Source organism: Formosa sp. L2A11 (assembly GCF_009796865.1).
Classification (GTDB): domain Bacteria; phylum Bacteroidota; class Bacteroidia; order Flavobacteriales; family Flavobacteriaceae; genus Formosa.
Genome location: NZ_CP047028.1, coordinates 570,948 through 592,682, shown reverse-complemented (window position 1 = coordinate 592,682; position 21,735 = coordinate 570,948). Strand labels below are relative to the sequence as shown.

At 32.4% G+C, this 21,735-nt stretch carries 19 protein-coding genes; 11 read left to right on the top strand and 8 right to left on the bottom strand.

The features are described 5' to 3' along the window. The first annotated feature begins 149 nt into the window (after window positions 1–149). Entirely contained in the window at window positions 150–2,285 is a 2,136-nt protein-coding gene (locus GQR95_RS02705) for a glycoside hydrolase family 3 protein (protein ID WP_233265987.1), read from the top strand. Between the two features lie 153 nt (window positions 2,286–2,438). Here the strand turns inward: GQR95_RS02705 and GQR95_RS02700 are convergent, their stop codons facing one another. Then, complete coding sequence (locus GQR95_RS02700; RefSeq protein ID WP_159021682.1) at window positions 2,439–3,461, bottom strand: adenosine deaminase; 1,023 nt, start codon at window positions 3,459–3,461, stop codon at window positions 2,439–2,441. A 225-nt stretch (window positions 3,462–3,686) separates the two neighbouring features. Here GQR95_RS02700 and GQR95_RS02695 point away from each other — a divergent pair, with 225 nt between their 5' ends. Together GQR95_RS02695 and GQR95_RS02690 are read left to right on the top strand one after the other, a co-directional pair. After that, the gene (locus GQR95_RS02695) at window positions 3,687–4,517 is read left to right on the top strand and encodes an AraC family transcriptional regulator (RefSeq protein WP_159021681.1); all 831 of its coding nucleotides are present in this window, start codon (window positions 3,687–3,689) and stop codon (window positions 4,515–4,517) included. 295 nt (window positions 4,518–4,812) lie between these two features. After that, window positions 4,813–6,810, top strand: a complete 1,998-nt coding sequence (locus GQR95_RS02690; protein ID WP_159021680.1) for a protein-disulfide reductase DsbD — start codon at window positions 4,813–4,815, stop codon at window positions 6,808–6,810. Window positions 6,811–6,901: 91 nt separating this feature from the next. Here the strand turns inward: GQR95_RS02690 and GQR95_RS02685 are convergent, their stop codons facing one another. Then, complete coding sequence (locus GQR95_RS02685; RefSeq protein ID WP_159021679.1) at window positions 6,902–7,894, bottom strand: DUF1028 domain-containing protein; 993 nt, start codon at window positions 7,892–7,894, stop codon at window positions 6,902–6,904. A gap of 405 nt (window positions 7,895–8,299) precedes the next feature. Between GQR95_RS02685 and GQR95_RS02680 the strand changes: the two genes are divergently transcribed. From GQR95_RS02680 to GQR95_RS02670, 3 genes are all read left to right on the top strand, one after another. Further along, a complete protein-coding gene (locus GQR95_RS02680) occupies window positions 8,300–8,884 on the top strand; it encodes a GPR1/FUN34/YaaH family transporter (protein WP_159021678.1) in 585 nt (194 codons plus the stop codon). A gap of 150 nt (window positions 8,885–9,034) precedes the next feature. After that, window positions 9,035–9,937 carry a neutral zinc metallopeptidase gene (locus tag GQR95_RS02675; RefSeq protein ID WP_159021677.1) on the top strand — a complete coding sequence of 301 codons (903 nt, stop codon included), beginning with the start codon at window positions 9,035–9,037 and terminating at the stop codon, window positions 9,935–9,937. 44 nt (window positions 9,938–9,981) lie between these two features. After that, on the top strand, window positions 9,982–10,815 hold the full coding sequence (locus GQR95_RS02670; protein ID WP_199269635.1) for a 2OG-Fe(II) oxygenase: 834 nt from the start codon (window positions 9,982–9,984) through the stop codon (window positions 10,813–10,815). 9 nt (window positions 10,816–10,824) lie between these two features. Here GQR95_RS02670 and GQR95_RS02665 read toward each other — a convergent pair whose 3' ends face one another. The 5 genes from GQR95_RS02665 to hemN form a co-directional block, all read right to left on the bottom strand. After that, a complete protein-coding gene (locus GQR95_RS02665) occupies window positions 10,825–12,036 on the bottom strand; it encodes a nitrate/nitrite transporter (RefSeq protein ID WP_159021676.1) in 1,212 nt (403 codons plus the stop codon). 12 nt (window positions 12,037–12,048) lie between these two features. Then, window positions 12,049–13,305, bottom strand: a complete 1,257-nt coding sequence (locus GQR95_RS02660; RefSeq protein ID WP_159021675.1) for an ATP-binding cassette domain-containing protein — start codon at window positions 13,303–13,305, stop codon at window positions 12,049–12,051. A gap of 1 nt (window position 13,306) precedes the next feature. After that, on the bottom strand, window positions 13,307–13,849 hold the full coding sequence (locus tag GQR95_RS02655; RefSeq protein ID WP_159021674.1) for a pyridoxamine 5'-phosphate oxidase family protein: 543 nt from the start codon (window positions 13,847–13,849) through the stop codon (window positions 13,307–13,309). Window positions 13,850–14,018: 169 nt separating this feature from the next. Next, window positions 14,019–14,558, bottom strand: coding sequence for a lipocalin family protein (locus GQR95_RS02650; RefSeq protein WP_159021673.1), 540 nt, complete (start codon window positions 14,556–14,558; stop codon window positions 14,019–14,021). Window positions 14,559–15,056: 498 nt separating this feature from the next. After that, complete coding sequence (hemN, locus tag GQR95_RS02645; RefSeq protein ID WP_159021672.1) at window positions 15,057–16,418, bottom strand: oxygen-independent coproporphyrinogen III oxidase; 1,362 nt, start codon at window positions 16,416–16,418, stop codon at window positions 15,057–15,059. Between the two features lie 432 nt (window positions 16,419–16,850). Here hemN and GQR95_RS02640 point away from each other — a divergent pair, with 432 nt between their 5' ends. The 4 genes from GQR95_RS02640 (at window position 16,851) to era (ending at window position 19,827) form a co-directional block, all read left to right on the top strand. Beyond that, window positions 16,851–18,125, top strand: a complete 1,275-nt coding sequence (locus GQR95_RS02640) for a DEAD/DEAH box helicase (RefSeq protein WP_159021671.1) — start codon at window positions 16,851–16,853, stop codon at window positions 18,123–18,125. Between the two features lie 4 nt (window positions 18,126–18,129). Beyond that, entirely contained in the window at window positions 18,130–18,351 is a 222-nt protein-coding gene (locus GQR95_RS02635) for a VF530 family DNA-binding protein (protein ID WP_159021670.1), read from the top strand. A 27-nt stretch (window positions 18,352–18,378) separates the two neighbouring features. Further along, window positions 18,379–18,801, top strand: a complete 423-nt coding sequence (locus GQR95_RS02630; protein WP_159021669.1) for a hypothetical protein — start codon at window positions 18,379–18,381, stop codon at window positions 18,799–18,801. A gap of 141 nt (window positions 18,802–18,942) precedes the next feature. After that, a complete protein-coding gene (gene era / locus GQR95_RS02625; protein ID WP_159021668.1) occupies window positions 18,943–19,827 on the top strand; it encodes a GTPase Era in 885 nt (294 codons plus the stop codon). 4 nt (window positions 19,828–19,831) lie between these two features. On the opposite strand, the gene GQR95_RS02620 is transcribed toward era, so the two are convergent. Continuing rightward, window positions 19,832–20,275, bottom strand: coding sequence for a GTP-binding protein (locus tag GQR95_RS02620; protein WP_370514523.1), 444 nt, complete (start codon window positions 20,273–20,275; stop codon window positions 19,832–19,834). Window positions 20,276–20,415: 140 nt separating this feature from the next. Between GQR95_RS02620 and der the strand changes: the two genes are divergently transcribed. Further along, a complete protein-coding gene (gene der / locus GQR95_RS02615; protein ID WP_159021667.1) occupies window positions 20,416–21,723 on the top strand; it encodes a ribosome biogenesis GTPase Der in 1,308 nt (435 codons plus the stop codon). Window positions 21,724–21,735 lie beyond the last annotated feature (12 nt).

The window sequence follows — 21,735 nt, the reverse complement described above, 5'->3', positions numbered from 1 at the left end:
TTAGTAATTAGTTTTGTTTGGAGAAAGGGCGGTATTCTATTGGTAATACTGCCTTTTGTCTTCTTTTTAAGAATCAAATCATTAATGATATGTGTTGTATTAAAAAAAATATTCTCTTAAGTGTCTTTGTAATCTTTTGCAGTATAACGATGCTAAATGCTCAGAAAGTAAGTGATGAAAACATAGAAATAAAAATAGATAGTATTATAACCTTATTAACATTAGAAGAAAAAGTGGCCATGTGCCATGCGCAATCTAAATTTAGTACGCCTGGTGTAGAACGTATAGGGATTCCTGAATTATGGATGTCCGATGGTCCGCATGGTGTAAGAAGTGAACTTAATTGGGATAATTGGGAGTATGCAAATTGGACAAATGATTCTATCACTGCATTCCCTGCATTAACATGTTTAGCGGCAACATTTAATCCAAAGCTATCTAAAGATTATGGTATTAACGTTGGAGAAGAAGCGCGTTACCGAAAAAAAGATGTGTTGCTAGGTCCTGGAGTAAATATTTACCGGACGCCTTTAAACGGTAGAAATTTTGAGTACATGGGAGAAGATCCGTATTTAGCCTCAATAATGGTAGTGCCATATATTCAGGGTGTACAAGAAAATGGAGTCGCTGCTTGTGTAAAACATTTTGCTTTAAATAATCAAGAATTATGGAGAGATCATATAAATGTTGAAGTGAGTGATCGCGCTTTATATGAGATTTATTTACCTGCTTTTAAAGCTGCCGTTGAAAAAGGAAATGTATGGTCTATTATGGGAGCATACAATCAATTTAGAGGACAATATTGTTGTCATAATCAATTACTTCTCAATAAAATTTTAAAAGAAGATTGGCAATTTGATGGCGCTGTAATTACAGATTGGGGAGGTGCTCACAATACAAAAGAAGCCATTTTTAATGGTTTAGATATTGAAATGGGAACAGGAACCAATGGTTTAACAACAAGTACAAAAAATGCTTACGATAGTTATTATTTAGCTAATCCGTTTTTAAAACTTTTAAAAAACAAAGAAGTTAGTGAAGACTATTTAAATGATAAAGTTAAACGGATTTTGCGTTTAATGCTTAGAACAAGTATGAATCCAAATAAATCATTTGGACGTATAAATAATATAGAACATTTAGATGTAGCAAGAGAAGTCGCTACAGAAGGTATTGTGTTATTAAAAAACGACAATAATTTTTTCCCTATCAGTCCAAGTAAAAAATTAACAATAGCTGTTATAGGTGAAAATGCTACCAAAAGTATGACGCTTGGTGGGGGCTCTTCAGAATTAAAAGCAAAATCAGAGATAAGTCCGCTTCAAGGCATTAAAGCTCGTTTTAAAAACGCGACTATAATTCATGCGTTAGGTTATGCATCTGGTCCTTCTGCATACGGGCGTGTAATTCCTTCAGATTTAGATGCAAAAAAACTTGAACAAGAAGCAATTGAAGCTGCTTCAAAAGCAGATGTTGTTTTGTTTGTTGGTGGTTTAAATAAAAATCATTTTCAAGATTGTGAAGGAGCAGATAGACAAAGTTATGGATTGCCTTTCAATCAAAATGAGCTGTTAAATAGCATTTTAAAAGTGAATTCTAACCTTGGTGTTATTTTAATTAGTGGTAATGCTGTAGAAATGCCGTGGTTACCAAAAGTAAAAGGGCTTATGCAGGCTTGGTATTTAGGTAGTGAAGCTGGACATGCTATTGCAGATGTTGTTAGTGGAGATGTAAATCCGTCGGGTAAATTACCGTTTTCTTTTCCTAAAAAGTTAGAAGATAATGCAGCTCATGCTTTTGGCGAACTTTCTTATCCGGGAGATAGTATAAACCAATACTATAAAGAAGATATATTAGTGGGTTACCGCTGGCACGATACTAAAAAAATTGAACCTCAATTTGCCTTTGGTGAAGGACTGTCTTATACCTCGTTTAAAATTAGCAATGTAAAAACCGATAAAAAAAAGTATGCTAAAACTGATGAGATTATAGTGTCAGGAAAGGTTTCTAATACAGGAAATGTAGATGGTAAAGAAGTTGTGCAAGTTTATGTAGGTAAACCAGAATCTAAAGTTAAACGGGCTTTAAAAGAGTTGAAAGGATTTCAGAAAATTAATATTGAAAGCGGAGCTAATAAAGACTTTTCTATCATAATACATCCAAACGATTTGGCCTTTTACGATGAAACAATTGCTGATTGGAATCTAGAAAAAGGAGATTATATTATTTATGTTGGAAATGGATCAAATAGTATGTCTTCAACTATTAAAATAGGAGTAAACTAAGCTATTGTACATTACAATTTAAAAGAAAAAAGTAAACCCGAATTGAGTGACTTAAAACAGATGTTTTGTTTAATAGCCGAATTGAGGGGAGTTGGATATATTATCAGCAATGATTTTAAACAACTCCCTAAAATTCATAATGTATTTTATTAATTAGTTTAGAGAACTAAAATAGTTTTTTACTGTTAATATATGTTTTTCTTTATCTTCAGGACTCAACCAACTGGCTTCAAAACCATTAATGGCTAATTGCTTTAATTGATTTGTATTTAAATTTAAGACTTTAGCTGTTTCATAATAATTCTCATTCATATATCCTCCAAAATAGGCAGGATCGTCAGAATTAATTGTTGCCATAATACCTCTATCTAGTATCTCTGCAATATTATGATCTTCTAATTTCTGGATCACTTTAAGTTCTAGATTACTCAATGGGCATAAGGTTAAAGCTATCTTGTCTTTAATTAATTTTTGCACCAATTTATCATCATCCAAACAACGGTTTCCGTGATCTATTCTGTCTATTTTTAAATGGTCTAGAGCTTCCCAGATATATTCTACAGGACCTTCTTCTCCAGCATGTGCGACCAATTTAAAGCCGTGTTTAGCAGAAGCTTCAAAGACATTAATAAATTTACTTGGTGGGTTTCCAACTTCAGAAGAATCTAAGCCAACACCATCAATCCAATGTTTAAAAGGAATAGCTTCCTCTAATGTTTTAAACGCATCTTCTTCGCTTAAATGGCGTAAATAAGACATGATAAGCTTGTAAGAGATGTTTAATTCATCTTTACCTTTTTCAAGGGCTCTTTTAATTCCGTTTATAACAACATCAAAAGGAACGCCTCTGTCTGTATGTGTTTGCGGATCGAAAAATACTTCAACATGCACGACGTTCTGGCTGTGTACTTTTGTTAAGTATGCCCACGTTAAATCGAAAAAATCTTGTTCATGAAGCAATACCTTTGCACCTAAGTAATAAATATCTAAAAATTCTTGAAGGTTATTAAATTTGTATGCTTTCTTTAGAGATTCAACAGAGTCATAATCTAAAGTAATGTTGTTTCTTTTTGCTATTTCGAACATTAATTCTGGCTCAAAACTTCCTTCAATATGTAAGTGTAATTCTGTTTTAGGAATGCCTTGTATGATGCTTTTTAGTTCAGATGATTTCATATAATGTATTATTTCGAAGTTTAATATACGATTTGTGCGTATTATTCAGGTTAATTTAATGTTGTTTAATCTTACGTTTTGTTCCGCTGTTCAGTTTATTATCTTTCTATTTTTTCTGAAGATTTTTTTAAGCTTATAGAACAACGCTTTAACTTCTGGCAAATTTAGAGACAAAAATCAGTGCTAAATAGGTATATTTCTTTTATAAAACTGTACTTTTCAATTATGATTAAAGATCCGAAATATGAAGCGGTAGAAGCCTATTATCTTAAAACAGAGAAATGGGAAGTGAAAAAATATTTAAACTTTTTTCAGTTTGTTTATGTTATTTCAGGAAACGGCGTTCATAATTACAGTGGCAATTCTATTCCTTTTCAAGAAGATTATTTGGTGCTTTTAACTCCGGATAAGGAAAATTATTTTGAGTTAAATGGAGAAACTGAGTTTTTAATAATGAAAGTGCATTTATCTTATGTTAGGGATTACAGATGGAAAACCATAGATTATCTCGAGGAGTTGCTATTTTCTTCTAGTCAGATTTCTGGTACTATAATTACTAATAGTTCAGATAAAGTACTTATTAAACATCTTGCAGATTCCTTAATTATAAGTTTAGAAGAAAAAAAATTATACCATCAAGATTTAAACTTGCATTACATTAATGCTTTAACCGTAATTGCTGCGCGAAATATTTCTGAGAAAAAACCACACGGATTTACAGAAAAGGTAGATAATAAATTTGAGAGTATCCTGACCTATGTCGAACATAATATATATAACCCTGTATTATTAAGAACTCAGGTGGTTAGTGAAGCTTTTGGTATTTCTCCAAATTATTTTAGCAGCTATTTTAAACATCAATCTGGTGAAAACTATAAAAACTATCTGGCTAATTATAAAATAAAACTTATTGAGCATAGATTAACATATAGTGATAAAAGGATTACAGAATTGGTAGACGAATTTGGTTTTATAGACGAAAGTCATATCAATAAATTTTATAAAAGACACAAGGGAACAACAATTAAGGCTTTTAGAAAAGCACAGAAAACGTAGTCTTAAGAAGTGTTTACCGTTGCATATTGAAAGCTATAAAATTTTAGGGAAATTTTATAGATTAATTGAAAGTAAACCTGATTTAATTACGACAGTATAGAAGTGTTTTAAGAGCTATTTTAATTTTATACTAAATAATTTTCTATTAATTCGGACTGGTTTTATAGATTTACGTTAATAGTTTTCTAAGAATTGAATGATTTTTTAATAGGCAACGTATATTTGTAAGATGTTGAAAAACTAAAACTAATTATTTTAAGAATAATAAATCAATCCCATATAATTTTCATTTGCTATGAAGCATATTCTTTTTGCCCTTTTATTTACAATAAGTCTATCTGGGTTTTCTCAAATTTTAGACCCCGTAAAATGGTCTACTTCCGTAGAAAAAATATCAGATACAGAATATAAGTTAATTTCAACTGCAGACATAGATACAAGTTGGCATTTATACGCGCAATTTGTACCCGAAAACGGCCCAATTCCAACAACCTTTATTTACGATAATTCTGAAGAAACATTTTCTTTAGAAGGTAATACTTTAGAAGGAAAAGGACGTACCATATTCGATCCTGTTTTCGAAATGCAGATTAAGTTTTTTGAAGGTCAAGCACAATTTGAGCAACTTATAAAAGTATCTTCTGCAATAAATAAGGTTGAAGGCTTTGTAGAATACATGGTTTGTGATGATACGCAATGTATGCCGCCAACAGAAGTTGAATTAGAATTTATTTTAGAAGAAAATAATGCGGTAACATCAGCCAGTACAACAACAGCTGTTGCAGGAAATGCAAAAGAAACACCAGTAAAAATTTCAGAAAAACATATTGAAAAAGAAGAATCATCGGCAACTAATAAAGGACTTTGGTCTATCTTTTTTATCGCATTCTTATCAGGGTTTGCAGCCTTGTTAACGCCATGCGTGTTCCCTATGATTCCTATGACGGTGAGCTTCTTTACCAAGCAAAGTAAAAACAAAGCTGCTGGAATTAAAAATGCGATTATTTACGGGGTTAGTATTATAGTTATTTATGTATTGTTAGGAAGTGCGGTAACTGGAATTTTTGGTGCAAGTGCTTTAAATGCATTGTCTACAAATGTATGGTTTAACGTTATTTTCTTTATCTTATTAGTTGTATTTGCAGTCTCTTTTTTAGGTGCTTTCGAAATTGTATTGCCAAATTCTTGGGCAAATAAAGTAGATTCTCAAGCCGATCGTGGTGGTTTAGTAGGGATTTTCTTTATGGCTTTAGCTTTAGCAATAGTCTCTTTTTCTTGTACAGGACCTATTGTAGGCACACTTTTAGTAGAATCTGCTTCTAAAGGAGGAATTGCTCCAATTATTGGAATGTTCGGATTTTCGTTAGCTATTGCTTTACCATTTGCATTGTTTGCAGCATTTCCGGGTTGGTTAAATTCTTTACCAAAATCTGGAGGTTGGTTAAATACAGTAAAAGTTGTTTTAGGATTTTTAGAACTGGCTTTAGCTTTTAAATTTTTATCGAATGCAGATTTAGTACTGCAACTTCATATTTTAGAACGAGAAGTGTTTATTGCGATTTGGATTGCTGTGTTTGGAACATTAGTATTTTATTTATTCGGAAAAATACAATTACCACACGATTCTCCTTTGCCTCATATTTCTGTAGGAAGATTAAGTTTAGGTCTTATCGTGTTATCCTTTACAATTTATATGATTCCTGGACTTTGGGGCGCACCTTTAAACATTATTAGTGCATTCCCGCCACCACAAGAATATAGCGAATCTCCTTATGGTGTTGGTTTTTCTAAAGTAGGAGGCTTTGCAAGTACAGATACTCATGGCGAGTTACCTGAAGGTGCACATTTATTAGCGCCACACGATATTATGGCATTTAACGATTATGATAAAGGTGTTGCTTATGCTAAAAAAGTAGGAAAGCCTATTATGCTAGATTTTACAGGTTGGGCTTGTGTAAATTGTAGAAAGATGGAACAAAACGTTTGGCCAGAACCAAGTGTTTTAAGCATCTTGAAAAACGATGTGGTTTTAATCTCTTTATATGTAGATGATAAACGACCGTTAGCAGAAGGAGATGTTGTAGATTCTCAATTAAAACCGGGAAAAAAACTGAAATACATTGGGCAAAAATGGAGTGAGATGCAAACCATTAAGTACAAATCTAATTCGCAACCTTTTTATGTGATTATAGATCATGACGAAGAAAAATTAGTAGAGCCTGTGGCTTATCTTCCAGATGCTACATTATATAAAAACTGGTTAAAAGAAGGTGTTCTTAAATTTAAAAAATAGAAAATTTTCTATGCAAGATTTCTTTTAAATATAAAAAGCCTCCGTTATTATTATAATAACGGAGGCTTTTATTTTATTAGTAAAATAGAGTTTAGAGATTTAAAATACGATTTAAATCTGTTTCCGAAACGGTTAAAAGCCCTGGTTTTGTTAAACGTTTTGTCATGGTTCTCCAGTTGTTATCTTTTTCAAAAATAGATTTAAATATAGGTAACGCTTCATCTAACTGTCCTGAATTAGCCATTGCAATTGCTGTCCAGTATTTCATTTCTAAATTTTTAGGAAACATACTTTGTGCAGTTCCATAAGCTTTCATTGCTTTATCCATATCGCCATGCTCTACAGCCAAATCGCCTTCATTCATAAAATTATAAGCATTATGTAGCTTTAGTAAGCGGTCTAATTCTTCTATAGGTTCGTCGCTATCTTCAACATTTAAGTCTACTAATTTATCTTCCCAAGAGTTTTCTATCAATTCAGGGCCAACAACAATAAGTGCAGCCGATTGTCTGCCACGAATATCTCCTCCAGCAGCCTGTGCAGCTTGTAAAACTTTAATAACACGTTCTGCTAAAGGTAAATTACTATTTGTCTTAAAAGCCTTTTCCATGGCAGGTACGACATTGTCGTTTAACATCATATTTGCCTGAACAGAAAAATTATCACCTATAATTTGATGTGCAGATTCTACACAATTAGCTCCCGTAAATGCATCTACATTTCCATTAACATCTAACATCGCTACTTGTCTAAAATCTCGACCTTCATCTTTTTCAACTAAAGTTTTTAAAGCCGCTTTAGCAGTTGTTCCGTTTTGTATTAATTCTAATCCTTCTGGTCCATAAGAAGGATTAACAAACGATTGTGTGGCAACCACACCAACTCCAGATTTTCCCCAAGCCACAATACTGCCTACATTAAACCAATGACTCTGTACACCAACGGCCATTTCTCCTGTTTTTACATCTCGTGCTACAATAGAAAATGTGTGTGCAAATTGATCTTTGTAAACTTGAGAATACGATAGTTGTGTTAGTAGTAATACGGCTATGATTAATGCTGACTTTGATTTGAATAGTTTCATGTTATAGGGATTAATTGACTTTAAAGAATGAATGTTTTTAGTTCTGAATTAATAATTAATTATACCACAATATTTAGAAGTGAAATTTAATAATGATATTAGTTTTTCTTTCATATAATTTTCTTTTAAAGACGTTTCTACAAGAGAAAAATCAAGACCATTACAATCTAAAATATTTATGTTTTGTATTGTATTCGTAATATTTTTTAGAAGATATGTTTTTTTAATTACAAAAAAACTATAATTCATAACAATGTATGTGTAAATTTCGTAATTTTTAAGCATATTTTTTGAGATTATCTTTAAAATATATAATTTATATCTAGGTATTATTAAATTATAGCGCTATTTAAAGGTGAATTGATAAAATTTGAGAATAGAATTAATACTAAAACAAACTAACCCATGGAAGAAAGTACAGTAACAATTAAAGATAGTTCAGCAAATCCAGGTCCTTTGGGGCTTTTGGCTTTTGGAATGACAACCGTATTATTAAATCTACACAACGCCGGATTTTACGACATGAATTCTATGATTCTAGCAATGGGATTTTTTTATGGCGGAGCAGCACAAATTGTAGCAGGCATTTTAGAATCTAAAAAGAATAATAGCTTTGGAATGACTGCTTTTATTTCTTATGGATTTTTCTGGATGACACTTGTGGGATTAATTTTAATGCCTAAAATGAATCTGTTCGAAGGGCCATCTGTAGGCGGAATGGTTGCATATTTAATTATGTGGGGCATTTTTACGGCTTTACTTTTTATAGGGACTTTAAAAATTAATAAAGCATTACAATTTGTTTTTGCAAGTTTGGCCGTGTTGTTTTTCTTGTTGGCTTTAGGCGATTATACAGGAAATGAAACCATTAAAACCATTACAGGAATAGAAGGTGTTATTTGTGGTGCTTCTGCAATTTATGCAGGCGTAGCAACCTTGTTAAACGAAATTTATGGAAGAACACTTATGCCTATAGGTACTGTTAAATAGAGTCCTTAAGTTAAGTTTAAGGAGCGGTTCGTGTCTTTTAAAAATCTAAACTTAAGTAAGTCTACATTTTGTGGATAACCAATTCTAAATTTAAATTGTAGGTTTAAACAGAGTAGGTTACATTTGACTAATTAAATATTAGGTGCAATTATGAAATGGCAAGGCAGAAGACAAAGTTCTAACGTAGAGGATAGAAGAGGGCAAAGTAGCTCAGGATCGGGAAGTGGTTTTGGAGGCATTAGTCCGATGTTATTAATTCCTTTAGTGAAAATGTTATTCACCAAAAAAGGACTAATTGTCGCTGGAATTGTAATTTTGTTATCTGTAGTTACGGGATATAATCCACTTAATTTAGTGAGTCAGTTTTTAGGCGGCGGACAAATTCAAACAGAATCTTCAACATATCAAGCGACAGCCAAAGATCAGGAGCTTGCAGAATTTAGTAAAACAATTCTTGCCAGTACAGAAGATGTTTGGAATTCATTATTAACCAATTATCGCGAGCCAACACTTGTACTTTTTACAGGATCTGTAACTTCTGCTTGTGGTACTGCATCTAGTGCTACGGGACCTTTTTATTGCCCTGGTGATGAAAAATTATATTTAGACCTTAGTTTTTTTGATGATATGGAACGCCAGATGAATGCACCTGGAGATTTTGCTCAAGCCTATGTAATTGCACATGAAGTTGGGCATCATATTCAGAAAATTATGGGAATTTCAGATAAAATGAATCAATTAAGGGCGCAGTTAAGCGAAACAGAGTATAATAAATATTCTGTACGTGTAGAGCTTCAAGCCGATTTCTTTGCTGGAGTTTGGGCATATCATTCTCAAGCCATGACCCAGATGATGGAAAGCGGAGATTTAGAAGAGGCTTTAAATGCTGCGAATGCTATTGGAGACGATCGTTTACAAAAAGAAGCAACTGGACGTGTAGTTCCAGATTCTTTTACACATGGTACGTCTGCACAACGTATGCGTTGGTTTAAAAAAGGATTTGAGTCTGGAGATATCTCTCAAGGCGATACGTTTAATGCAAATCCGCTTTAGATTAGTTGAATTGTATTTTTTTTAGATGATTAAATTGAATTAAAATGAGTAAATATTCTATAGATAGAAGCAGTTTGTCTAAGCTAATTCTTGACAGATTAATAGCAGAAAAGGAGTCTTTAAAGCTTCAGTTTGCTAAAACAAAACATGAAATAGGATATTTTTATATAGACGATGTTTTACCTGTTGAAATTGCAGAAGAAATACATAATCATTTTCCTTCGGCAGAAGACATGGTGCTTAAAAAAAGCCTACGTGAATATAAACATGTGGCGGCCCAGATGAATAAGTATAGTCCCATTTTAGAGGATGCCATTTATGCGTTTCAGGAAGATGCTATTGTAAAATTGATTTGTGAAATTTGTGATATTAAGGATTTATATCCAGACGAAAAATTATATGCAGGTGGTATTTCTTCCATGCAAAATGGTCAGTTTTTAAATCCGCATTTAGATAATTCTCACGATAAAGATAGAAGCCGCTGGCGTGTTTTAAATTTACTGTATTATGTAGCTCCAGATTGGAAAGATGAAAATGGAGGACATTTAGAACTTTGGCCAAACGGACTTGATGAACAGCAAATAGTTGTGCATTCAAAATTTAACAGACTTGCTGTTATGGCAACACATCAATCTTCGTGGCATTCTGTAAGTCCGGTTACTGCAGATGCTTCACGGCAATGTGTGTCTAATTACTATTTTTCAGATAAACCACTTCAAACCACAGATACGTTTCACGTCACTACATTTAGAGGGCGACCAGAACAGAAACTAAGAAATCAGGTTTTAAAAATAGATTCGTTTTTAAGAATGAATATCAGAAAAATATTCAAAAAAGGAATTGTAGAAAATCCTCATGTCTATAAAAAAGAGGAGTAATCTATTCTTTTAATTAAAATCTACTTTAGACTTTTTTTGCTTTAATGCTAATAACCCTAGAATAGGACCTACAGCCAAAGCGATATAAATATATGTTGGGTTAATAAATGTTTGTAGAAAGCCTAATGTTTGAATGCTAATAATGGTTATAGCGTATCCAATACAATTAACTATAATAAGTGCGCTTCCTTTGGTCTTAGATGCTGTATTATTAGCCACTAATGTTGAAAACAAAGGTGAATCTGCAACGACAACCATACCCCAAAACATTAAAAACAGAATAAAAAATAGACTGGAGTTTAATAAGAAGCTAAAAGGCGATATTAGACAACATATAGTAGAAGCCAGAAGTATAACAAAAGCGGTAGGTTTTAAACCTTTAAATATAGATATCCAACCACTGATAATACAACCTAAACTTCCCATTCCTATAATTAAAAAAGAATATAAAGCAATGTTTAATTCTGCTTCAGGATGTAAATTATTATACGTTTTTATCATAATTGGTGTAAATGCCCAAAAGGCATAAAGTTCCCACATGTGCCCAAAATATCCTAATGCAGCAGATTTAAAATTTGTGTTCTTAAAGAGTTTAGAGAGTACAGAAAGATCCATTTTTGTACTGTGTTTTCTAAATGGACCATTAGGTACAAAAGCGACAATAATAAGACCTCCAAAGAGCGATAAAAAAGACGTGGCATAAATAACTGTTTGCCATGGTAAGTGTTGTGTAATGTTACTTAAAAGATGCGGGAAGGCTGTTCCTAACACTAAAGCACCTACTAGAAATCCCAGCGCTTTGCCTAGGCCTTTATCGTAATAATCTGCAGCGATTTTCATGCCTACAGGATAAATCCCTGCAAGGAAAAAACCTGTAAAAAAACGTAAAATTAATAGCCATGTTAGAGATTGTCCTTCAATAATTAATCCGCAGTTAAAAAGAGCTGCTAAAACAGCACTTATCATAAAAACTTTAGAAGGTGAATTACGATCTGCAATAGTAAATAATGCAAAAATAAAAGTACCTATTATAAAGCCAAACTGTACGGCAGAAGTAAGGAAACTTAATACTGAAGGATCTAATTTATAGACTAAAATTAGATCGTCCATTACGCCATTTCCTGCAAACCAAAGCGAAGTACAACAGAATTGAGAAATTATAATAAGCGGTAAAATATGCTTTGGAATACGTCTTGTTGTACTTGGGTTTGCTGTTATCATTTACATGTTATACTAACTACTTGGTGTTATTACTTTTCCGATAGAACCATGTTCTGTACGTTCTAATTGAAAAATGAATGTTGGTTTTAATTCAGGTTCTGTTTTATGTGATACATATAAAATAGATGTATTACTTTCTTTAGCTATTTTTTGAACTAAATTTATAAATACATGTGCGCCTTTATCGTCTAAACCTACTGTTGGCTCGTCTAAAATAATTAATGGCGGATGCTTAATCATGGCTCTACAAATTAAAATTAAGCGTTTATTGGTTTCAGATAGATAAAAATAATTTGTGTTTGTAATGGTGTCTAATCCTATTACTTCTAACCATTGTTTGGCTAAATTCACTTCTAAATCTGTAGGTTTTGTATATAAACCAATACTGTCTTTAAGTCCAGAAATTACCATATTAACGGCAGAGTGCTGTCCTTTAAATAAATGCATCATACTTGGTGTAAAATATCCAATATGTTGTTTTATATCCCAAACCGTTTCTCCAGAACCTCTTTTATTTCCAAATAAAAAAATATCTTGACCATAAGCTTTTGGATTGTCTCCAATCATCATTGTTACAAGTGTAGATTTACCAGCGCCATTATGCCCTTTTAATTCCCAAAATTCACCTTGATTAATAGACCAAGTAATGTTATTTAAAATGGTTTTGTCGTTATAGGTTACACTAACTTTCTTTAAGCCTATTAATTCTGTAGGAATATTGTTTTTTTGTTCAGGATATGGTTTAGGAAGCGGATGTTTAAAATTGATGTTAGATATGTCTGTGTCCTGATTTAGATATTCTGTGATAGGTTGGGTTAAACATGTTGTATCGTCTTCAAGTTTTAGAAAGTATTGTACATAAGGCATGATTTCGTCTGTTCTACTAAAAAATTGAATGATAGGAATAGTTTCAGAAAGCGTTATTAAACGTGCCTTTAATTCTGCTACATTTTTTACGTCTAAAGAATCAAACGGATTTACAACAACTAAAAACTCAGGATTACTTTTTAATAAATGATCAAATAATAATTTTCTGCGTTCACCACTAGACAACGATAATAGTTTACGTTTAGAGTCTTTAGTTAGGGTGTAATCGTCGTGTTGTAATTCTGCTTGCACAAAAGTGTCTAAAGTCGTATTCGATAATATGGTACCTTGTTTGTCTTTGAATTCAGCTAAAAGTGGATTGGTAGAGGTTTTGATATGATCTATATACGCTTCTGGAGTAGGTGTTTTTGTGTATCTTATTGCAATGTGTATGTTTTTCATTTTATTTTATAATTTCGGTTTCAAAGCCGTCTATACTTTTTGTGTTTTTATCTTTCCAGTATTGTTTAATACCATCTTGTCCTTTTTGTTCTGCCCATTCGTCTAGAGTGCTACGTTCTTCTTTGTAGTTCATAAAGGGTACGCCAAAACCACAAGAAGTTTGTACTAAATCTACATCCATTTCAATAATTTGTCTAGAACCTACAGCTTTAGGGAAGTGTGCACTGTATGTTTTAAAAGCTTTATCTCTAGGATGAAAAATGGTAGCATTTCCGTATAATCTTAAAATAAGAGGTTTGCCTTCAAAGGCACAGAACATAATTGTCATCCGGTTATTTTGTAAAAGATGTGCGGCAGTTTCATTACCACTTCCAGTTAAATTAAGCCAAATAATTTTATTCTTATTAATGACTCTAAAGCTATCTGTGCCTTTTGGAGATAGATTTACGCGGCCTTCGTTAGCAGCTGTACCAACAAAAAAAAGATGCTGATTTTTAATAAACTCAGCGATGTGTGGTGCAATATGATCTGTTTTTTTACCCATGTTTACCGTTTTGGAAAGAAAAGAATGGTATAAAAATAAAGAATCTACTTTTTAACCAACGCTTTGTGAGTTAAAAAGTAGATTCTTTTATAAAAAAAATAAAAATTTAAGCTTCTTTTTCTGGTGAAATACACTAGATCAAGGTTGTTAAATACAGGTAATATTAAATTTAATTATTGGTATGCTCTACCCAAATAAGGTCTTGGGTTTTATAACCAATGGCTTTAGCTTTATTTAAAAAATCTTGTTTTACGTTTTCAGGAATAGTTGTTTCTCGAGACAAAATCCATAAATAATCTAAATTTTTACCAGCCACTAAAGCGTATTTGTAATCATTGGCTAGTGAGATTACATTATATCCTGAGTAAAACGGACCGAAAAAGGATACTTTTAATTTTGCAATCGTATCGCTATCTATAAACTTAGCTTTTCCGTTTGCTTCTGTCCATTCCTTTGTTACATAATTATAACCTTTGTTTACAACTTTTATAGAGCTGTCAGGATTTATGGTATAGTTTGCAGTGGTGTTGTTTAGATCTTTTTCATATTTAAAATCTAAACGCGCAATCTCGTACCATTTTCCTAAATATTTTTTTTTGTTAAACGGACTAACAGCTTCTGCTTTTTCCGGTATTGTAGCACAAGATGTGAATACAAACGCAGTTAAAAGAATGAGAGTTGTTGGTATTATGAATGTTGAATATTTCATTTTAAATTTTTTAGAATTTAACTTGAGTTAATGATTTTGTCATTAAAAAAATCGTGTAATTTTATTGAATAAATCAGAGTTTCAATACTCTAAATAAATGTGTTTTTAACGTAAATGATAGGTTAGTTAAATTACAAAATATAATGTCTTGTTGTTTAATATGATGATACTCTTTTTGTTAATTTTTGACTTATACTTAAACAGAAAAAGGGAAGCATTTGCTTCCCTTTTTTGTGAATGATTTAAATATTATGTGTATTTAAGCTTGTTTTCTTTTAAGTATAAGACTCGTTACTAATAAACAAATCCCGCCACCAAATGTAAGACCCTTAAAAAAGTCAAAAACATCATTTTGAAGGTAATAAACTAAAAATATTCCTGTACTAATAAGTAACATTCCTGAAATAAAAGTCATTTTCGTTTTCATAAAAAAGAATTTAAAACATTAAGTTACAAAATAAAATTTAAATTCTAAAATATTTTCTAACACACACGGACTTAAATAGTCATTGAAAACAGTTTAGTTTCTGGTTTGTTTTCGTGCAGTTTTAAATCGAAAGCCATGCAAATGTTTCTAATAAACATACGGCCTTCTTCCTTTACAACTAAATGATTTTCATAAATATCTAGAATACCATCTGCTTCCATTTCCTTTAAATGCAATAAAATTTCAGGTAACGCTTGTAATTGCATATCTGGGTTTTTCCAAGATGTTTCAAGGTTACACATTATATTAAGGATGTGTTGTCTCACTACTAAGTCTTCCTCAGTTAATAGATGACCTTTAATAATAGGTAATTCATCAGCTTCCAAACGTGCATAATAAGCGTCTATACTTTTTTCATTCTGTGCAAAACTGTACCAAGAATCACTAATAGACGATACGCCTAAACCAATCATCAGTTTTGTTTTTCCCGAAGTGTATCCCATAAAATTTCGGTGCAGACTTTTGTTTTTCATAGCAACGTACATACTATCTGTAGGTAATGCAAAATGATCCATGCCAATTTCTACATAGCCAGCCTCGAAAAAGAGTTGTTTTCCTAATTCGTATAAAGCGCGCTTTTCATTGTCATGAGGTAAATCTGTGTCTTTAAAACCACGTTGTCCGTTACCTTTTATCCATGGCACATGCGCGTAACTGTAATAGGCGATACGGTCGGGTTTTAATGCTACAGTTTTTTTTATGGTTTCACGAATACTGTCTTCGTTTTGAAATGGTAACCCGAAAATTAAATCATGACTTACAGAGTTGTAACCAATAGCACGAGAATCGTCTGTTACACGTTTTACAGCTTCAAAAGATTGTATGCGGTGAATGGCTTTTTGTACTTTAGGGTCGTAATCCTGAATACCAAAACTATTACGTGTAAAACCTAAATTAAATAAGGTTTGTAATTGTTCTTTTGTGGTGAAATTAGGATGCCCTTCAAAACTATACTCAAAACCATCAGCTTTCGTTGCTGTTTTAAAAATACCGTGTATGAGTTTAGATAAATTTTCCGAAGAAAAAAAAGTGGGTGTTCCGCCTCCTAAATGTATTTCTTTAATGTTAGGTTTATCTTCTAGAATATCGCAATACATATTCCATTCTTTTAAAACCATATCTATATAAGGTACTTCTACGCCATGTTGTTTGGTTATACGCTTATTACAAGCACAAAAGGTGCATAAACTTTCGCAAAACGGCAAGTGAATGTAAAGACTAATACCTTCCGTGGTGTTAGATTCTTTAAAAGATTTTTTAAGCGTATCTATCCAGTTTTCTTTAGAAATACCAGCTTCGTCCCAATACGGAACAGTTGGGTAGCTTGTGTAACGAGGTCCTGGAATATTATATTTCTGAATTAAATTATGCATTGTATTATAAATTTTACTTCAGAAAAACTGTTTTTCTAAAGCTGATAAACGGTGTGTAAAAATACGATTTATTTTAGGTGTTATTTTATTCTTTTACAATTATTGTAAAGCTTCTATTTTTAATAGATATTCCTCCTGTTTATAAGGAGGCATTACTATACATGGCTTATAACTATTTTTGGCGTCTATATAGAAGTGTTAAAGGGTTAGATAAATTATTTGTTAAATAGGAAGAAGATAAAATAGCCTATTAAAAACAGAAAAATTGCTAAAAACAAGCAGGTTATGGTTTGGTTTTAAGCGTGATTTGTAACTCTAATTTTGGTAACTCTTCTTAAAATGATATTTTTCATGAAAAATTAAGTGTACTTTTGCAACTTCATAAAGAATGACATTAATAATATAGTATGTCATTTTCTACAATAATAATGTATGTCATTTAATTCACTAGGCCTATCTGATGCCTTATTGAAAGCAATCAATAAAAAAGGATACGACAAGCCATCTCCAATACAAGAAAAAGCAATCCCACCCATTTTAGAAGGGAAGGATGTATTGGCATCGGCACAAACTGGTACAGGTAAAACAGCAGGTTTTACATTACCATTACTTCAAATTTTAAGTGAAGGAACAATAAAAAGACAGCGTCCCGTACGCGCTTTAATACTTACGCCAACACGAGAACTAGCGGCGCAAATTTTTGAAAATGTAAAAGAATATAGCGAGTTTTTAGATATAAGATCTGCTGTAATTTTTGGAGGTGTTAATCAACGTCCGCAAGTCGCTCAACTTAGACGCGGTGTAGATGTTTTAGTTGCAACTCCGGGGAGATTGTTAGACTTATGTAACCAAAACGTATTGTCTTTATCTAATGTAGAGATTTTTGTTTTAGACGAAGCAGACCGTATGTTAGACATGGGATTTGTAAGAGATATAGAACGTATAATTAAGTTAATCCCTAAGAAACGTCAGAATTTAATGTTTTCTGCAACGTTCTCTAAGGATATTAAAAGATTAGCAACAGGTATTTTAACACATCCTGTTTCTGTAGAAGCAACTCCAGAAAATACAACGGTAGAGGTTATTAAGCAAAAAGTATTTCGTGTTGCTAAAGCCAAAAAAACAGGATTGATTATTAAAATGATTTCCGAAGGCAATTGGCAACAAGTTTTAGTTTTTACAAGAACAAAACACGGTGCTAATAACCTGACTAAAAAAATGATTTCTGCAGGTATAACTGCCGCAGCTATTCATGGAAATAAAAGTCAAGGTGCTAGAACAAAAGCTTTGGCTGGTTTTAAAGATGGAAGTATTCGTGTTATGGTTGCAACAGATATTGCAGCACGTGGTTTAGATATTCCATTATTACCACATGTTATTAACTTCGAGATTCCAAATATTCCTGAAGATTACGTTCACCGTATTGGTAGAACAGGTAGAGCAGGAGCAAGTGGAATTGCCATTTCTTTAGTAAGTGCAGATGAAACTTCGTTTTTAACAGATATTCAGAAATTAATAGGAATGAAAATTCCTGTAGAAATTATTGAAGGTTTCGAGCCTGACCCTAATGCATCTACAGAACCTGTTAAGCAAGGTGGTGGTAGAAGAGCTCCAAGAGGAGGGGGAAATAATAATTCAGGTAGAAAATCAACAAAAAGTAGTAATACTTCAAATTCTGGGCGCAGATCTAGAGATAGACGAAATTAATTTTATGGAAAGTCAGCCAAATAATTCTTTACACGGTGTAAAATTAGAACAGATTTTAGTAGATCTAGAAGCGCATTATGGATGGGAATATATGGGTTACAACATAAAAATTCGTTGTTTTACAGAAGACCCATCTATAAAATCTAGTTTAAAGTTTTTAAGACGTACACCATGGGCAAGAACCAAGGTAGAACAGATGTATTTAAAGATGCTTAAAAATAAATAAAAGTAAAATTCATTTAAAACAATAATTATGAAAAAATCAGTAGTAGTATTGGCATTAGCCTTAAGCTTTACAGCGTTTTATAGCTGTGATTCAACAAAATCAACAACAAGTAGTACTGAAAGTTCAAGTTCTTCAACGAGTTCATTAATTTCAGGTATGGCAATAGATCAAATGCAGTCTTACTTTTTAAATAGCTCTGAAACACAAACTAAAGTAAAAGATGCTATAGTTTCAAATCCTAGTTCTTCATTAAGTACACAAGTTACAGATTATTTAACATCAAGTTCTGATACTAAAACTCAGGTTGCAAATTATTTATCAGGTTCTGGTACCAAAGCTAAATTATTACAGTACGCTATGAGTAACCCTGGATTAACAACTAAAGTAATGAGTTGGATTTCTAGTAACCCAGACATTTTAAAACAAGCATTGAGCTTAGTTGGAATGTAATAAACGTATTAAAACTAAATATTTAAAGCGATTAATATATTCTTAGTCGCTTTTTTTAGTTAAAAATGAAGTATTATTCGTGTAAAAGCGGATTTAATAAACCAAGGTTGTAACTTTGCAACTACTAAAATGCAGTAAAAGATGAATCATAAGGCAGGTTTTGTAAATATTATTGGAAATCCAAACGTTGGGAAATCAACATTAATGAATGCGTTTGTGGGTGAGAAATTATCCATAATTACGTCTAAAGCACAAACCACGCGTCATCGTATTTTAGGTATTGTAAACGGAGACGATTTTCAGGTGATTTTATCAGACACACCAGGAATTATTAAACCGGCTTACGAGTTGCAGTCGTCTATGATGGATTTTGTAAAATCAGCCTTCGAAGATGCAGATGTTTTAGTGTACATGGTTGAAATTGGTGAAACAGAGTTGAAAGACGAAGCCTTTTTTAATAAAATAACAAGTGCTAAAATTCCTGTTTTATTGTTATTAAATAAAATTGATAAATCAGATCAGGAGCAACTTGAAGCACAAGTGGGATTGTGGAGTAGTAAAGTGCCAAATGCTGAAATATTTCCTATTTCTGCTTTAGAAGGCTTTAATGTGTCTGAAGTTTTTAATCGTATTATCGAGTTGCTTCCAGATTCGCCACCATTTTATCCAAAAGATCAATTAACAGATAAGCCAGAACGTTTCTTTATTAATGAGACCATTCGTGAAAAGATTTTATTACACTACAAAAAGGAAATTCCTTATGCTGTAGAAGTAGATACGGAAGAGTTTTTTGAAGAAGAAAAAATTATTCGTGTACGTTCTGTAATTATGGTAGAACGCGAAACACAAAAAGGAATTATCATTGGTCATAAAGGATCTGCCTTAAAACGTGTTGGAGTAGAAGCAAGAAAAGATTTAGAGAAATTCTTCGGAAAACAAATTCACTTAGAATTATACGTAAAAGTGAATAAAAATTGGCGTTCAAACTCTAATCAATTACGTCGTTTTGGATATAATCAGAAGTAAAACTTTATAATTTTAGATTTTGTTTCATAAAATGATGCAATAAAATCATATCGTTTTTACCTTTTGCACGACCAGCACGACCAATAAAATATAGTGCAAACCAAAGTATGATCATAGTTATGCACACCCCCAATTGCATGCCGTATGTTATATTAAGCGCCCAATTAGAATACCCCCAAATACAAAAACCAATAAATAGCATAGCAACAACAAAGTGTAGAAACATAAAAAGCGTCCAGACAGTTGGATTTGGCCCGAAAAGACCATGAATACTGGATGTTTTGTCTTCAAGTTCGTTAATCTCAAGGTGTAGTTGAGGTGACCAAAAGTGCTGTTTTTGTTTCGGAATTCGAATAAAAACATGGTCGTCTACACGAGATACAATAAATTCAGTTTGAGTATTTTTTAAATTTTCAAAAACAGACAAAAACAACTTCATTGCGTTCATGTAAGTTTAAGTTAAATCTAGGCCGAAGCACAATGTCATTATCTAATATCATGTTTTTTATGATGTTTAAAATAGAATGCGTTAAAATACAGTTTTTTCTTAAATATCTAAACACTACCTTTGCAGACAATTAAAAGTGTATGAGTAATATAGTAGCCATAGTAGGAAGACCAAATGTTGGAAAGTCAACATTTTTTAATCGTTTAATACAACGACGTGAAGCCATTGTAGATGCAGTTAGCGGGGTAACTCGAGATAGACATTACGGAAAAAGCGATTGGAACGGGAAGGAGTTTTCTTTAATAGATACAGGTGGATATGTAAAAGGGAGCGATGATGTATTTGAAGCTGAGATCGATAAACAAGTGGTTTTAGCTATTGAAGAAGCAGATGCCATTATTTTTATGGTTGATGTTGAGACTGGAGTCACAGGAATGGATGAAGACGTAGCAAAGTTGTTACGTAAAGTTTCTAAGCCTGTATTTTTAGTCGTTAATAAAGTAGATAACGGAAAACGTGCCGAAGATGCTGTAGAATTTTATTCTTTAGGTTTAGGCGAATATTTTACAATTGCAAGTATTAACGGTAGTGGAACAGGAGATTTATTAGATGCTCTTGTTGAAGCTTTACCAGAACAAGAAGAAGAGGAGGAAGAAGATGCTTTACCTCGTTTTGCGGTAGTTGGTCGCCCTAATGCTGGGAAATCTTCTTTTATAAATGCATTAATAGGTCAAGAGCGTTACATTGTTACAGACATAGCTGGAACGACTCGTGATTCTATCGATACAAAATATAATCGTTTCGGATTTGAATTTAATTTAGTCGATACGGCAGGAATTCGTCGTAAGTCTAAAGTAAAAGAAGATTTAGAATTTTATTCTGTAATGCGTAGTGTGCGTGCCATAGAGCATAGTGATGTATGTATTATTGTGTTAGATGCTACTAGAGGTTTTGACGGACAAGTTCAGAATATTTTTTGGTTAGCAGAACGCAACAGAAAAGGTATTGTTATTCTTGTAAATAAATGGGATTTGGTTGAAAAGGAAACCAATTCGGCTAAAGAATTCGAAAGACAAATTCGTCGCGAGATGGAACCTTTTACAGATGTGCCAATCGTGTTTATTTCTGTATTAAATAAGCAACGTATTTTTAAAGCAATAGAAACAGCTGTAGAAGTTTATAAAAACAGATCTAAGAAAATTAAAACAAGTGTTTTAAACGAAGTGATGTTGCCAATTATAGAGAGCTATCCGCCACCAGCGTATAAAGCAAAATTTGTAAAAATTAAGTTTATTACACAGTTGCCAACACCGCAACCACAATTTGCTTTTTTCTGTAATTTACCACAGTATATAAAAGATCCATATAGACGATTTTTAGAAAATAAATTACGTGAGCGTTTCGATTTTAACGGCGTACCTGTAAGCGTATATATGCGTAAGAAATAATAAAAATTTTAT

Coding starts and splice junctions, on each gene's coding strand:
- GQR95_RS02650 (WP_159021673.1), bottom strand. CDS start 14,558: ATGAAATATTCAACATTCATAATACCAACAACTCTCATTCTTTTAACT.
- GQR95_RS02665 (WP_159021676.1), bottom strand. CDS start 12,036: ATGATAACAGCAAACCCAAGTACAACAAGACGTATTCCAAAGCATATT.
- GQR95_RS02690 (WP_159021680.1), top strand. CDS start 4,813: ATGAAGCATATTCTTTTTGCCCTTTTATTTACAATAAGTCTATCTGGG.
- era (WP_159021668.1), top strand. CDS start 18,943: ATGAATCATAAGGCAGGTTTTGTAAATATTATTGGAAATCCAAACGTT.
- GQR95_RS02620 (WP_370514523.1), bottom strand. CDS start 20,275: ATGAACGCAATGAAGTTGTTTTTGTCTGTTTTTGAAAATTTAAAAAAT.
- GQR95_RS02635 (WP_159021670.1), top strand. CDS start 18,130: ATGGAAAGTCAGCCAAATAATTCTTTACACGGTGTAAAATTAGAACAG.
- GQR95_RS02695 (WP_159021681.1), top strand. CDS start 3,687: ATGATTAAAGATCCGAAATATGAAGCGGTAGAAGCCTATTATCTTAAA.
- hemN (WP_159021672.1), bottom strand. CDS start 16,418: ATGCATAATTTAATTCAGAAATATAATATTCCAGGACCTCGTTACACA.
- GQR95_RS02660 (WP_159021675.1), bottom strand. CDS start 13,305: ATGAAAAACATACACATTGCAATAAGATACACAAAAACACCTACTCCA.
- GQR95_RS02670 (WP_199269635.1), top strand. CDS start 9,982: ATGAGTAAATATTCTATAGATAGAAGCAGTTTGTCTAAGCTAATTCTT.
- GQR95_RS02700 (WP_159021682.1), bottom strand. CDS start 3,461: ATGAAATCATCTGAACTAAAAAGCATCATACAAGGCATTCCTAAAACA.
- GQR95_RS02685 (WP_159021679.1), bottom strand. CDS start 7,894: ATGAAACTATTCAAATCAAAGTCAGCATTAATCATAGCCGTATTACTA.
- GQR95_RS02705 (WP_233265987.1), top strand. CDS start 150: ATGCTAAATGCTCAGAAAGTAAGTGATGAAAACATAGAAATAAAAATA.
- GQR95_RS02675 (WP_159021677.1), top strand. CDS start 9,035: ATGAAATGGCAAGGCAGAAGACAAAGTTCTAACGTAGAGGATAGAAGA.
- der (WP_159021667.1), top strand. CDS start 20,416: ATGAGTAATATAGTAGCCATAGTAGGAAGACCAAATGTTGGAAAGTCA.
- GQR95_RS02630 (WP_159021669.1), top strand. CDS start 18,379: ATGAAAAAATCAGTAGTAGTATTGGCATTAGCCTTAAGCTTTACAGCG.
- GQR95_RS02680 (WP_159021678.1), top strand. CDS start 8,300: ATGGAAGAAAGTACAGTAACAATTAAAGATAGTTCAGCAAATCCAGGT.
- GQR95_RS02655 (WP_159021674.1), bottom strand. CDS start 13,849: ATGGGTAAAAAAACAGATCATATTGCACCACACATCGCTGAGTTTATT.
- GQR95_RS02640 (WP_159021671.1), top strand. CDS start 16,851: ATGTCATTTAATTCACTAGGCCTATCTGATGCCTTATTGAAAGCAATC.